At 71.2% G+C, this 13,160-nt stretch carries 14 protein-coding genes; 7 read left to right on the forward strand and 7 right to left on the reverse strand.

Translation table 11 applies throughout. From position 1 onward, the window contains the following. The first annotated feature begins 139 nt into the window (after positions 1-139). Positions 140-721, forward strand: a complete 582-nt coding sequence (locus Scani_RS29175) for a TetR/AcrR family transcriptional regulator (protein WP_159480778.1) — start codon at positions 140-142, stop codon at positions 719-721. Positions 722-917: 196 nt separating this feature from the next. Here the strand turns inward: Scani_RS29175 and Scani_RS29180 are convergent, their stop codons facing one another. After that, positions 918-1,850, reverse strand: coding sequence for a LysR family transcriptional regulator (locus Scani_RS29180; RefSeq protein ID WP_159480779.1), 933 nt, complete (start codon positions 1,848-1,850; stop codon positions 918-920). 143 nt (positions 1,851-1,993) lie between these two features. Between Scani_RS29180 and Scani_RS29185 the strand changes: the two genes are divergently transcribed. Then, a complete protein-coding gene (locus tag Scani_RS29185) occupies positions 1,994-3,046 on the forward strand; it encodes a YncE family protein (protein ID WP_159480780.1) in 1,053 nt (350 codons plus the stop codon). A gap of 272 nt (positions 3,047-3,318) precedes the next feature. Continuing rightward, on the forward strand, positions 3,319-4,203 hold the full coding sequence (locus Scani_RS29190; RefSeq protein WP_159482443.1) for an NAD(P)H-binding protein: 885 nt from the start codon (positions 3,319-3,321) through the stop codon (positions 4,201-4,203). Positions 4,204-4,343: 140 nt separating this feature from the next. Here the strand turns inward: Scani_RS29190 and Scani_RS29195 are convergent, their stop codons facing one another. The 5 genes from Scani_RS29195 to Scani_RS29215 form a co-directional block, all read right to left on the reverse strand. Next, on the reverse strand, positions 4,344-4,904 hold the full coding sequence (locus tag Scani_RS29195; RefSeq protein ID WP_159480781.1) for an anthrone oxygenase family protein: 561 nt from the start codon (positions 4,902-4,904) through the stop codon (positions 4,344-4,346). Between the two features lie 103 nt (positions 4,905-5,007). Next, positions 5,008-5,283: a DUF2087 domain-containing protein gene (locus tag Scani_RS29200; RefSeq protein ID WP_159480782.1), complete on the reverse strand. Its 276-nt coding sequence runs from the start codon at positions 5,281-5,283 to the stop codon at positions 5,008-5,010. Between the two features lie 163 nt (positions 5,284-5,446). Next, entirely contained in the window at positions 5,447-5,875 is a 429-nt protein-coding gene (locus Scani_RS29205) for a VOC family protein (protein WP_159480783.1), read from the reverse strand. 267 nt (positions 5,876-6,142) lie between these two features. After that, a complete protein-coding gene (locus Scani_RS29210) occupies positions 6,143-6,781 on the reverse strand; it encodes a response regulator (protein ID WP_159482444.1) in 639 nt (212 codons plus the stop codon). Positions 6,782-6,789: 8 nt separating this feature from the next. Beyond that, the gene (locus Scani_RS29215; RefSeq protein ID WP_159480784.1) at positions 6,790-8,016 is read right to left on the reverse strand and encodes a sensor histidine kinase; all 1,227 of its coding nucleotides are present in this window, start codon (positions 8,014-8,016) and stop codon (positions 6,790-6,792) included. Between the two features lie 175 nt (positions 8,017-8,191). Here Scani_RS29215 and Scani_RS29220 point away from each other — a divergent pair, with 175 nt between their 5' ends. After that, positions 8,192-8,644 (forward strand): hypothetical protein, encoded by a 453-nt coding sequence (locus Scani_RS29220; RefSeq protein ID WP_159480785.1) that lies wholly within the window; start codon positions 8,192-8,194, stop codon positions 8,642-8,644. 127 nt (positions 8,645-8,771) lie between these two features. Here the strand turns inward: Scani_RS29220 and Scani_RS29225 are convergent, their stop codons facing one another. Continuing rightward, positions 8,772-10,154, reverse strand: a complete 1,383-nt coding sequence (locus tag Scani_RS29225; protein ID WP_159480786.1) for a glycine--tRNA ligase — start codon at positions 10,152-10,154, stop codon at positions 8,772-8,774. 211 nt (positions 10,155-10,365) lie between these two features. On the opposite strand from Scani_RS29225, the gene Scani_RS29230 reads away from it, so the two are divergent. Genes Scani_RS29230 through Scani_RS29240 form a run of 3 tightly spaced genes read left to right on the forward strand, consistent with a single transcriptional unit; the run spans position 10,366 to position 13,039 of the window. Next, complete coding sequence (locus Scani_RS29230; RefSeq protein WP_159480787.1) at positions 10,366-11,328, forward strand: metal ABC transporter substrate-binding protein; 963 nt, start codon at positions 10,366-10,368, stop codon at positions 11,326-11,328. A gap of 32 nt (positions 11,329-11,360) precedes the next feature. Next, entirely contained in the window at positions 11,361-12,140 is a 780-nt protein-coding gene (locus Scani_RS29235; RefSeq protein WP_159482445.1) for a metal ABC transporter ATP-binding protein, read from the forward strand. Continuing rightward, positions 12,140-13,039, forward strand: a complete 900-nt coding sequence (locus Scani_RS29240; protein WP_159480788.1) for a metal ABC transporter permease — start codon at positions 12,140-12,142, stop codon at positions 13,037-13,039. Before Scani_RS29235 ends, Scani_RS29240 begins: the two co-directional genes overlap by 1 nt. The last annotated feature ends 121 nt before the right edge of the window (positions 13,040-13,160 follow it).

Consider the following 13,160-nt stretch of genomic DNA (forward strand, 5'->3'; position numbering starts at 1 on the left):
TACCCGGCACACGGATCCGGTGTACGGACCCGGTGTACGGATCTGGTGTACGTACGCCTCGGCGACCGGCCTCTCCGGGTGCACCGCCCGGAACCGCTCGCCGGCCCCGCCCCGCTCTCCCGAAAGGCCGACCCGCCCCATGCCGCCCGAGACGTTGACCCCTGAGCGCATCCTCGAAGCCACCGAGGAGGTGCTGCGCCGCTACGGCCCGGCCAAGGCCACCGTCGTGGATGTGGCGCGCGCCCTGGGCGTCAGCCATGGCAGTGTCTACCGCCATTTCCGTACGAAGGCGGCGCTGCGGGAGGCGGTCACGGAGCGCTGGCTGAACCGTACGAGCAAGGAGCTCTCGGTCATCGTCTCGGCGGAAGGACCGGCCCCGGAACGGCTGGACCGCTGGCTGACCGCCCTCTTCGAGGCCAAGCGGCACAAGGCCGGCGACGATCCCGAACTCTTCGCCACCTATATGACGTTGATCGGGGAGAGCGGCGGCGTGGTCGACCGCCATGTCACCGACCTGGAAGCCCAGCTCACCACCCTCATCGAAGCCGGCGTCAGCCAGGGCGCCTTCCACACCCCCTCCCCCGCCACCACCGCCCGCGCGGTCTTCGACGCCACCGGCCGCTTCCACGACCCCTGCTACGCCCCCGAGTGGTCCCGCCCCGAGATCACCGCCGACTTCGAGGCCGTCCGCGACCTGGTGCTGCGGGGCCTGCGCGGCTGACGGAGCCGACGGGGCGCGGACCCCCGTGAACCGAGCAACCTGCGGCGTCACCGAGCCGCGCCTCCTCGCTGGGCGGCCCTGAGCGGGGATCCCGAACTCAGGCCTGCCTCATAGCTGTTGGTGGGCTGGCGGTGCCACCCCTCGCCCCTCGCCCCTCGCCCCTCGCCCCTCGCCCCTCGCCCCTCGCCCCTCGCCCCTACGACGTTGCGCTTCCTCGAGAGCCGTCGCCCTCCCCCGTCCCCGAAGGATCCAGGGCCGCGGCGGCCAGGTGATCTCGGAACCAGCGGTGTCCCGGGTCGGTCGAGTTGCGAGGGTGCCAGGCCATCCCGATGTCGAGGGGAGCCAGGTCGAGAGGGATGGGGAAGGTCCGCAAGCCCAGCGCGGAGAGGGTGCCGGGGAGCCAGTCGGCCAGGGTGAGCGCCACGAGATCGGTGTCCCGGGCGAGCATCATCGCGCTCGTATGGCTGGGTACCACGATCGCGGTGCGGCGCCGCAGCCCGTGTTCCGCGAGCGCGCTGTCGATGGGTCCGAGGCGCTTGCCGAGCCGGGAGATGCCGATGTGGTCGGCCGCGGCGAAGCGGCGGGCGTCGATCCGTTCGTCGAAGAGGGGGTGATCGCTGCGGGCGACGCCGACCATGGTCATCCGGGTGAGCGGGCGGGTCCGGATCTCCGGGTCCAGGTGTCCCAGGACGCCCAGTTCGACGTCCACCCAGCCCTGCCGCAGCGCGGGGCCGCCCTCCACCGACTCCGGCAGGAAGACCACGTCCACCTGCGGGGCCTCCTTGCGGATCCGGTCGGTCAGCGTCCCGGCCAGCCCCACCAGGAGCAGATCGGCGGCCTGCACGGTGAAGGTGCGCTGCAGATGCACGGGGTCGAAACCGGCCCCGGGCCGCAGGACATTGTCGCAACCGCGCAGCAACGCGCCCACTTCCTCCCGGAGTTCCAGGGCACGAGGGGTCGGGACCATGCCCTGGCCCGCGCGGACCAGCAGCGGGTCACCGACGGTACGGCGGAGCCGGGCCAGGGTACGGCTGGCTGCCGCGGGGGACGTACCGAGTCGTTCCGCGGCGCGGGTGACGCTGTTCTCCTGGAGCAGAGCGTCCAGGGCACGCAGCAGATTGAGGTCCATAGATGCTCCTGATCTGCATTTTTACGCCTGAGTCAACTACTGGGTGCCAATCTTTGCATTGCTCCGCAATCCCCTGGTGCCGAGAGTGGAGGTGTCCACGAAGACCCGTGTGACATCCATGCGCCCCGCTGAAGGAGCCCTCTGTGCAGCAGTCCCCCCGCGCCGGCCGGGAAGGCGACGTTCTGGCCGTGGTCAGCCAGAGCGGGCCGACCGTCTCGTTCTTCGACGCCGCCACCGACCGACAGCTCGGCACGGTGGAAGTCCCCGCCGAGCCACACGAGTTGTGCTTCGACCCGACACAACGACTGCTGTGGTGCACCACGGCGTATCACTCCGGCTACTACCACGCGAACAGCGGCCGACGCACCGAGCTGACCGTCATCGACCCCGACACCCGCCGCATCGTCGAGGTCGTCGACCTCGCCCCGGAACACGGCCCGCACGGGCTGGCGCTGGACACCGCGCGTCGCCGCCTCTACGTCAGCGTGGAGGGCTCGGCGGACCGGCCCGGCGGCGTCGTGGTGATCGACACGGAGACCCGCCGCCCCCTGGGCAGGATCGACACGGACGCGCCCGGCCCCCACTGGTTCGCCATCGACCCGGCGGGAAGGACGGGGTACGCCACCAACAAGGAAGCTCCGTTCGTGTCGGTGGTCGACCTCGAACGGGGCGTCCTCACCGCGAAGCCCGAAGTGCCGGGCAGCGAGGGGCTCGCCGTCTCCGCCGACGGCACGCACGTCTTCGTCGCCTCGCCCTACGCTGGTTCCTTCTCCGCCGCCGAGGAGCGGCCGCCCACCGGAATCCGGGTCATCGACGCCCGGACGGCATCCGTCGTCGACACCCTGCCCACGGAGGACATCATCCTGCCGGTGCACCTGACATCGACGGGAAAGCTGCTCGCGGGCGAAGTGCGCACGGCACCCGACCCGGCGTCCCGGCTCGGTCGCCATGCGCCGGGCCGCCTCACGGTGTTCTCCGCCGATACCCGCAAGCAACTGGGCGCGGTCGAGGTGGGGCACTGCCCGCTGACCATCACCTCGTCGCCCGACGGCCGGATCGCCTACGTGTCCTGCGTCGCCTCGTCCACCGTCGACATCGTCGACCTGGAGACGCTGGAGGGGCTGGCCCGGCTGGACATCGCCAAGCTCGGCGAGCCCGGCGCCCACGGCCTGGCCTACGTCCCCCGCGCCGCCTGACCCCGCCCCGCCCGACCCCGTGCGGCCGAACATCGTGCCGCCCGCCTCCGTACACGCCGAGCGCCCCGCGTCCGGCCGCTCGCCGGACCCCACGTCGGGCCGCGCCACTCCTACACACGTCGGCGTCCGTCGCCCACCCCCTGAAGCCTTGACCCATCACCTCAGGGCTTTCGCCCACCACCCCACATCTTTCGCCCGCCGTCTCAGGGCTTTCGCCCCTCATCTCAGGGCTCTCGCCCACCACCACCCCCATGACAGGAAAAGGGATCCACGTGATCGTCCTCACCGCACCCACCAGCACCATCGGCCGCCTGCTCGTCGACGACCTGCTCGACCGCGGGGCGCCGCTGCGCCTCGTCGCCCGTGACCCCTCGCGCCTCGCACCGGAGGTTCGTGAGCGGGCCGAGGTCATCGAGGGCTCGCACGGCGACGCCGCCGTCATCGACCGGGCCTGTGACGGCGCCGAGACGGTCTTCTGGCTCGCGCCGGACAATCCGGCCGCAACGAACGCCGAAACCGTCTATGTCGACTTCACCCGTCCCGCATGCGAGGCGTTCGCCCGCCACGGCGTCAAGCGCGTCGTGGGCATCTCCGCCCTGGGCCGTGGAACGCCGATGGCCGGCCGGGCCGGCACGGTGACCGCGTCGCTGGCGATGAACGACCTGATCGCCGCCTCGGGTGTCGCCTACCGGGCGGTGAGCTGCCCGTCGTTCATGCACAACCTGCTCCGCCAGGTCGGCGCGATCAAGGAGCAGGGCATGTTCTTCCTGATGGCCGACCCGGACCTCCAGAACCCCACCGTGGCCACCCGCGACATCGCCGCCACCGCCGCACGGCTGCTGCTCGACGACTCGTGGAAGGGGTCCGGCCAGGTCGCCTGCCTCGGCCCCGAAGACCTGTCGCCCAACGAGATGGCACGGATCATCTCCGAGGTCCTCGGCACCGAGATCGGCTACCGGCAGATCCCGGGCGCGGCGCTCAAGGAGCGCATGACCGGCTTCGGGATGACCGACGCGATGGCGCAGGCGATGGTCGACATGTTCGACGCCAAGAACCAGGGCCTCGACAACGCCGAGCCGCGCACCGCGGAGTCGACGACTCCGACGACGTTCCGGCAGTGGTGCGAGGAGGTCCTCAAGCCGGCCGTGACGGCCTGAGTCCGCAGCCCACGATGTCACCACCGACGACTCCGCGCCGGTGCGGAGTCCTCGCGCGCCGACGCGGGACCGTACGGAAGCCCTGAGGTGCCCCGGCCCGATGGATCGCGGCGGGGCGCCGCAGCGCCCGGCACGGCACCTCACACCGAGCCGCCCGTGCCCGCGGTGCCCGCCGTGCCGTGCAGGAAGAGGGCCCAGGCGAGCACGCCGAAGGCGGCGGTGTGGGCGAGCGCGCGGACGAGGTTCCAGGTGACCCACCGGCCCTCGAAGCCGTCGCGTGCGGCCTGGAGGTCGCCGGACCGGTCGGCCGGATCACCGGAGCCACCGGAGGCAGCCGGGCCCTCGTTCGTCGGGACCTTGTCGAGCGCGTTGTTGAGCGGGACGTTGACGCCCCCGGTGACGAGGAAGCCCGCCAGGTACAGCACCAGGGCGGCGAGGATCCAGGGCAGGGCGATCCGGCCGGGCCCGTTCCGGGCCAGGATCGCGGCGAGGACGAGCAGGGGGATCGGCAGCAGAAAGGGGAGCAGGAACCAGCCGTTGACGATGGCCCTGTTGATGTTCCGCATGGCCTGCACGAAAGTGCGGTCGTCGGAACGGCGGAGGCCGGGCATCACCGCGTAGGCGAAGGCGGTGAACAGGCCGGCCATCAGGCCCACGCCGAGGGTCGCGACGAGGAGCGTGGCGGTCTGCAGGGCTCTCATGGCTCCTCCGTGTCCGGTGCGCGGGCCGCCCTTCCGAGAGCGGCCGACGCCTCCGATCCTCTACGAACCCTCCGGCGGCCGCCAGCCCACCCTCGAACGGCCGCTAGCCCACCCTCCGGTAGCTGCTGCCGTCCTTGGGCCGGGCCAGCAGGCCCGCCACGACGAGGTAGCGGCGCAGCGCCGAGCAGTCTTCGTGCACCGTCAACAGCGCCTCGTTGACCTCGCGTTCGCTGTACTCCCGGTCCCGCTCGAACAGCGTCTCCGTCAGGTGGGCGAGCAACTGCTCGCGGCGGGCCGCCTTCCGCGGGATCGCCGTCAGCCGGCCCCGGGAGAAGAGGGAGGCCACCCCCTGTGAACCGCTCGACTCATGGTCAGACATGCCGGAAGCCTCCCGTGCCGGCTCCCACCCGGGCAACGCATTTTCATGGCGCAGGCGACGGCGGCGCACGGCCGGCGGCAGAAGCGGCCTCGCCGGCCCCGGCCTGAGCCCGGGACCGGCGACGCGAGCCGTTCACGACAGGGGCGACCGCCGCCCCCACCGGCTACGGCCGGACGTAAGGGCGTGTGATGATCTCCATGTTGTGGCCGTCCGGGTCGTCGAAGTACGCACCACGGCCGCCGAACAGGCCGTTGGTCCGGCCCGGTTCGGTGTGGTGGGGGTCGGCGTAATAGGTGACCCCGACCGCTTCCAGACGGGCGATCATGCCGTCGAACTGCTCCTCGGGCACGAGGAAGGCGTAGTGCTGCGGCTGGATCGGCTCGTCGCGCTTCTCGTAGTAGTCGAGGGTCACGCCGTTGCCGAGGTCGACAGGGAGGAACGGGCCGAAGGGGGCGCCGACCTCCAGTCCCAGTATCGCGGCCAGGAAATCGGCCGAGAGCTGCCGGTCCCTGGCGTAGACGGCGGTGTGGTTCAACTGGACGGAGGCCGCCTGTAGTTCGGCTTCCTTCGGGTGCTGCGGTGCATACGGCATGGGTGGTGGGTGTCTCCGGGTCTCGGTATCCGCTGGAAGGGGCGCCTCGTACGGGCGCTGCGCAGAAGACTCGGAAGAAGGGCGGGGCTCTGGCCCGCCCCGCGCTCACGCCGAGGCCGGGAACCCCACTCGTGCATGGCTCAAGGCCGACCCGGCAGTCACCCGACCGACTTTAATGATCGGCACGGGCCACGGCAACGCCTTTCCCCGGCCGGCGACCGGGCGGGCCGTCCCCCCGCCCGCCGGCCGTACCGACGACGGGCCCGGTCAGCACCCCACCCCGACGAAGTGCAGCACCGCCAGGACCCGGCGGTGGTCGGCGTCCGCCTTCGGCAGGTCCAGCTTGGCGAGGATGTTGTTGATGTGTTTGGCGACCGCGCTCTCGCTCACCACGAGCTGTGCGGCGATGCCCCCGTTGGAGCGGCCCTCGGCCATCAGGGCGAGGACGTCGCGTTCGCGGGCCGTCAGGCGCTCCAGCGGGTCGCTGGAGCGCCGCACCAGCAACTGGGCGACGACCTGCGGGTCCAGCGCGGTGCCGCCGGCCGCCACCCGCCGCAGCGCCTCGATGAACTCCTCGACATCCGCGACCCGCTGTTTGAGCAGATATCCGACGCCGCTGGTGTTCGTCGCGAGCAGGTCGGCCGCGTAACGCTCCTCGACGTACTGGGAGAGGATCAACACCGCGGTGCCGGGATACCGCTGACGTATGGAGAGTGCGGCGCGCACCCCCTCGTCGGTGAAGCCGGGCGGCATCCGGACGTCCACCACCGCGAGGCCGGGCCGGTGCTCCTCGACCGCCGCCAGCAGCTCCTGCGCGTCCCCCGCCTCGGCCGCCACCGCGAACCCGGCCATCTCCACCACCTTGACCAGCCCGATCCGCAGCAGCACGGAGTCCTCGGCGATCACGGCACGCCTCACATCGGGCACGGCAGCTCCACGCTCATCATGGTCGGGCCCCCCACGGGGCTGCTCATCCGGAAGGTTCCGTCCACGGACCGCACGCGTTGGGCAAGCCCCTTCAGACCGGTCCCCCGGGACGGATCGGCGCCGCCCGGACCGTCGTCGGCGACCACCACCCGCAGTATCTCGCCGAGCCGGGCGACCGTCACCTCCGCCCGGGTCGCCTCCCGCGCATGCTTGGCGATGTTCGTCAGCGCCTCGGAGACGACGAAGTACGCGACCGCCTCGACGGCCGGGGCCGTCCGCCGCGGCAGGCCGTCCGGCAGGTCCACCCGTAGCCGTACGGGCAGTGGGGCGCGGGCCGCGAGGCCCGACAGCGCGGCGTCCAGCCCCAGTTCGTCGAGAACGGCCGGATGGAGCCCGCGCACCAGGTTGTTCAGCTCCTCGATGGCGTCCTTCGCCTCACGGTGCGCGGCATCGATGACCTGCTGCGCCTCCGGCGGCAGATCCGTCAGGGTCGCCTTGGCCAGCCCCAGGTTCAGCGCCAGCGACACCAGCCGCTGCTGCGCACCGTCATGCAGATCGCGCTCGATGCGCCGGCGCTCCGCATCGGCGGCGTCCACCGCGCCGGCCCGGCTCTCGGTGAGGTCCTCGACCCGGCGCGCCAGCTCGTCGGACCGGCTCACGCCCAGCACGGCCCGTCCGACCAGGATCTCCAGCCGGACGAGTCCGCCGGCCAGCACCGGCACCGCGGCGAGCGCCACCAGCCCCAGCACGGTGAGGTAGGAGGCCGGGGTGGTGTAGCCGTGGTGCTGGACCCGCCACTCCCACGGCACCGCCCAGATCCACACCAGGACCAGCGATGCGGCCAGCGCCGCCAACAGCAGGGCCAGCAACAGGAATTCCAGCACCCCGAGCAGCGGACCGATCAGCAAGTTGTAGCCGAACTGCCGCTTGACCTCCTTGAACCCCTGCCGCGGCAGCTCCACGCCGCACAGCGCCCGGAACCGCCAGCGCTGCGGCTCGGTCAGCCCCCAGCCCGCGACGATCAGCAGGGGGGCCGAGACCGCCAGCACCGCCGGCGTGTCGGGGTCCGGGTCGAGCGCGGTGCCGAGCAGCAGCAGTACCACCCAGACCTGCAGCAGCAGCGCGACGAGATGCAGCGTCACCCCGGCGGCTATGAAGGCGACATCGCGTCGCAGGCGTACGAGAGCCCGGCGCAGCCGGGGCGGGACGGTCATGGCCCCACCGTATGAGGCCCTTCTCGGGGCGGCCATGACAGCAGTATCCGAGGTGGGGGTGCAGCTGGTGCCACCCCACATCGGACAGTCGCGTTACTGACCGGGGCCCACGAAATCCGGAGTGTTGACGACGAGCCCGACGGCCGGGTTCACGACTCCGGAAGAGACCCGATCCATGACCCTCGTTGCCTTCAACTCCTCGCCCCACAAGGGCAGTTGTCCGTCCGTCCGGGCGGCACGCGGCGCCGTGCGGCGTACCCCGTCGCGCCGCCTGCAGGGCCGGATCCTGACCGCCGCCGGGCTCGCCCTGCTCCCCTGGCTCGGCTACCTGGCCGGCACGCTCCCGCCGGCCGAGGCCACCGCCTGGGTCGCCCTCGACGCCCTGGAGGCGGCCGCCCTCCTCACGGCCGGCACCCGCCTGCTGCGTGCCGACCCCCGCCACCGCGCCCCCGCGGCCGCCGCGGCCGTGCTCCTCCTCGCGGACGCCGGTATCGACCTGGCCACCGCCGCCCCCGGCCAGGAACTGGCCACCGCCATGGTCATGGCCGTCGGCGCCGAACTCCCGCTGGCGGCCCTGTGCGTGGTGCTCGCGCTCCGCCCGGCCCACCGCCCGACCCCGCGCCGCTGACGCCGGGGTGCCGCGCGCGACGACGGGCACGCAAAAGCGCCGGTCGGGTCCGGAGAGAATCCGGACCCGACCGGCGCTTCGAGCTCACCGGGGAGGCCTCCGCGATGCGGCGCCGCCCCGCGGAGGGCTAGCAGCCGAGCAGCCGCGCCCCCAGGTAGGCCTGGATCTGGTCCAGGCTGACCCGCTCCTGCTTCATGGTGTCGCGCTCGCGCACGGTCACCGCGTTGTCGTCGAGGGTGTCGAAGTCGACCGTGACGCAGAACGGCGTGCCGATCTCGTCCTGGCGGCGGTAGCGGCGGCCGATGGCGCCCGCGTCGTCGAACTCGATGTTCCAGTTCTTGCGCAGGTCCGTGGCCAGCCCCTTCGCCTTCGGCGACAGCTGCGGGTTACGCGACAGCGGCAGCACCGCGACCTTGACCGGCGCCAGGCGCGGGTCGAGCTGCATGACGGTGCGCTTCTCCATCTTGCCCTTGGCGTTGGGCGCCTCGTCCTCGATGTACGCGTCGAGCATGAAGGCGAGCATCGCGCGGTTCACACCGGCCGCCGGCTCGATGACGTACGGAGTCCAGCGCTCGCCGGCCTCCTGGTCGAAGTACGAGAGGTCCTGGCCGGACGCCTTGGCGTGCGCGGACAGGTCGTAGTCGGTGCGGTTGGCCACACCCTCCAGCTCGGAGAACTCGGTGCCGCCGAAGTTGAAGCGGTACTCGATGTCGGCGGTGCGCTTGGAGTAGTGCGAGAGCTTCTCGGCCGGGTGGTCGTACCAGCGGATGTTCTCCTCGCGGATGCCGAGGTCGCGGTACCAGTTCCACCGCTCGGCCATCCAGTACTCCTGCCACTTCTCGTCCTCGCCCGGCTTGACGAAGAACTCCATCTCCATCTGCTCGAACTCGCGGGTCCGGAAGATGAAGTTGCCGGGCGTGATCTCGTTGCGGAAGGACTTGCCCATCTGCGCGATGCCGAACGGCGGCTTCTTGCGGGAAGTCTGCTGCACCTGGGCGAAGTTGGTGAAGATGCCCTGGGCGGTCTCGGGACGCAGGTAGGCGACCGAGGCGGTGTCCTGGGACGGGCCGAGGTGGGTGGAGAGCAGGCCGGAGAACTGCTTGGGCTCGGTGAAGCCGCCCTTGTTGCCGCAGTGCGGGCAGTTGATGTCGGCCATGCCGTTCTCGGGCAGCCTGCCGTGCTTGGCCTCGTACGCCTCTTCCAGGTGGTCGGCACGGAAGCGCTTGTGACAGGAGGTGCACTCGGTGAGCGGGTCGGTGAAGGTGGCGACGTGGCCGGACGCCTGCCACACCTCGGGAGCCAGGATCACGGAGGAGTCGATACCGACGACGTCTTCGCGCGAGGTGACCATGGCGCGCCACCACTGACGCTTGATGTTCTCCTTGAGCTCGACGCCCAGCGGACCGTAGTCCCAGGCAGCGCGGGAGCCACCGTAGATCTCACTGCAGGGATAGACGAAGCCACGGCGCTTGCTCAGGCTGACGATGGTATCGATCTTGTCGGCGGCCACGGTGCTCTCTTCATTACGACGACGAACGATGGACGGGCGGCGCCCGAGCGTCTCGCTGGGGGGTGGTGGTCGGGAGACGGGTGGGCGAATAGTTCAGGGTACCGGCGGCCGTACCCTCTGGATCAAATCGGTTCCGGCCTCATTGTCGCCCCGCTCACACCCACCCCTCCGTTGTTGACAATCGTTTCCAACTTTGTTGAAAATGAGTGTCATGAACATACGCCGTCGCATATCCACCGCGACCCTCGCCGGAGTCTCGGTGCTCGGGTTGCTGGCCCTCTCCGCCTGCTCCCCCGCCGGCGGGGCCCGCACCGAGGACGGCAGGCTGCGCGTGACGGCGTCCTTCTACCCCATGGAATTCCTCGCCCGGCAGATCGGCGGGCAGCACGTCGAGGTGACCGACCTCACCAAGCCGGGTGTCGAGCCGCACGACCTGGAGCTCACCCCGAAGCAGACCGCTCAGCTCGGCGAGTCCGGCGCGATCGTCTACCTCAAGGGCCTGCAGCCCGCCGTGGACGACGCCGTCGCCCAGTCCGGCAACAAGCACGTCGCCGACGCCGCCGCGCTCACCTCCCTCGAAAAGCACGGCACCGAGGTCGACGGCCACCACCACACCACCGGCGACAACCACTCGCACTCCGAGGCCGAGGGCGGCAACGACCCGCACATCTGGCTGGACCCCGTGAAGTACGCCGAGGTCGCCCGGGGCGTGAACAAGACCCTCGCCAAGGCCGACCCGGACCACCGGGCCGACTACCAGAAGAACACCGATGCGCTGGTGAAGAAGCTGGACGGGCTGGACAAGGAGTTCCGGGACGGACTGGAGAAGCGGTCCTCGGACACCTTCCTCACCACCCACGCGGCCTTCGGCTACCTCGCCGAGCGCTACGGCCTGACCGAGGAGGCCATCAGCGGCCTCGACCCCGAGTCCGAGCCCAGCGCCCACCGCATCAAGGACCTGCACACCCTCGCCACCGGGCACCACGTCTCGACCGTCTTCTTCGAGACGATCGCCAACCCGGCCACCGCCAAGGCCCTCGCCGGTGACCTGCACCTGAAGACCGATGTCCTCGACCCGCTCGAAGGGATCAACGCCAAATCCCGCGGCAAGGACTACTTCGGGGTGCAGCGCGCCAACCTCGCCGCGCTCCAGAAGGCGCTCGGCAGCAAGTGACGGACACCGCACAGCACGTGACGGAGGTCACCATGAACCAGTCGCCCGCCCAGCCGGTCATCGACCTGCGCGGCGCCACCGCCTCGCTGGGCGCCCGCCCCGTGCTGCGCGGCGTCGACCTGACGGTGCACACCGGCGAGGTCGTCGCGCTGCTCGGCGCCAACGGCTCCGGCAAGTCCACCGCCGTCCGCTCCGTGATCGGCCAGGTGCCGCTCACCGGCGGCGAGCTGGCCCTCTTCGGCACGCCCTTCCGGCGGTTCCGGGACTGGGCCCGGGTCGGCTACGTACCGCAGCGCACCACCGCGGCCGGCGGCGTCCCCGCCACCGTCCGCGAGGTCGTCACGGCCGGCCGGCTCGCCCGTACGAAGCTGGGCATCCTGCGCAAGGCCGACCGGGCCGCGGTGCACCACGCCCTGGAGCTGGTCGGCATGGCGGACCGCGCCAAGGACTCCGTCAACGCGCTCTCCGGCGGTCAGCACCAGCGGGTGCTGATCGCCCGCGCACTGGCCGGCGAACCGGAACTGCTGATCATGGACGAGCCGATGGCCGGCGTCGACCTCGCCAGCCAGGAGGTGCTCGCCTCCGCGCTGCGCGAGCAGGTCGGCCGCGGCACCACGGTCCTGCTCGTCCTGCACGAGCTGGGCCCGCTGGAGCCGCTGATCGACCGCGCGGTGGTGCTGCGGGACGGCTGCGTCGTCCACGACGGCGCACCGCCCGAGGCCGTGGGCCAGCATGCGCTGCCCGGCCATGACCATGTCCACCCGCACGCCGATGTGGCGGCGGAACCGATCCGGACGGGGCTGCTGAGCTGATGGAGATCCTCGACTACGCCTTCATGCAGCGGGCCCTGATCGCCGCCCTCATCGTCGGCGTCACCGCCCCCGCCATCGGCATCTACCTCGTCCAGCGCCGCCAGGCCCTGATGGGCGACGGTATCGGCCATGTCGCCCTCACCGGCGTCGGCCTCGGCTTCCTGCTCAACACCAGCCCGGTGTGGGTCGCCACCGCCGTGGCCATCGCCGGCTCCGTCGTCATGGAGCTGATCCGCTGGTACGGCAAGACCCGCGGGGACCTCGCGCTGGCCATGCTGTTCTACGGCGGCATGGCGGGCGGTGTGATGCTGATGAACCTCTCCGACGCCGGCTCCAACGCCAACCTCGGCACCTACCTCTTCGGCTCGATCACCACCGTCTCGCCGCAGGACATGACGACGATCTACGTCCTGGCCGCCCTGGTGCTGGCGATCACGATCGGGCTGCGCCGTCAGCTGTTCGCGGTCTGCCAGGACGAGGAGTTCGCCCGGGTGACGGGCCTGCCGGTGCGGCTGCTGAACCTGCTGGTCGCCGTCACCGCCGCGGTCACCGTCACCGTCGCCATGCGCGTCGTGGGGCTGCTGCTGGTCAGCGCCCTGATGGTGATCCCGGTCGCGGCCGCCCAGCAGATCAGCCGCAGCTTCGCGGTCACCTTCGCGGTGGCCGTCGCGATCGGTGTCGCGGTCACTCTTACGGGCACCGCCACCTCGTACTACGTGGACGTGCCGTCCGGCGCCACGATCGTGCTGTTCGCCATCGGACTTTTCGTGATCTTCACGGCGCTCGCCGCGCCCCTCGCGAAAAAGCGCGCCAGGGCTGCCGCGGAGGGCCCCGAGGGGTGCACTCTGGAGGTACCCGGCGGCCGCACCGCCGCGGACGACGTGAGCGTGGCCGGATGAACCCGGGTAGAGATGTCTTGGCAGGTAGCTTTCGGCGGAGGAACGTAAGCGTCCCAATGGTGGGCCGGTCATCACCTGGCACAATGGCGGGACGCACGTCCAGGGGGAAGTCCTGACGTCC

It is taken from the genome of Streptomyces caniferus, from assembly GCF_009811555.1.
In the GTDB taxonomy this organism is placed as follows: Bacteria; Actinomycetota; Actinomycetes; order Streptomycetales; family Streptomycetaceae; genus Streptomyces; species Streptomyces caniferus.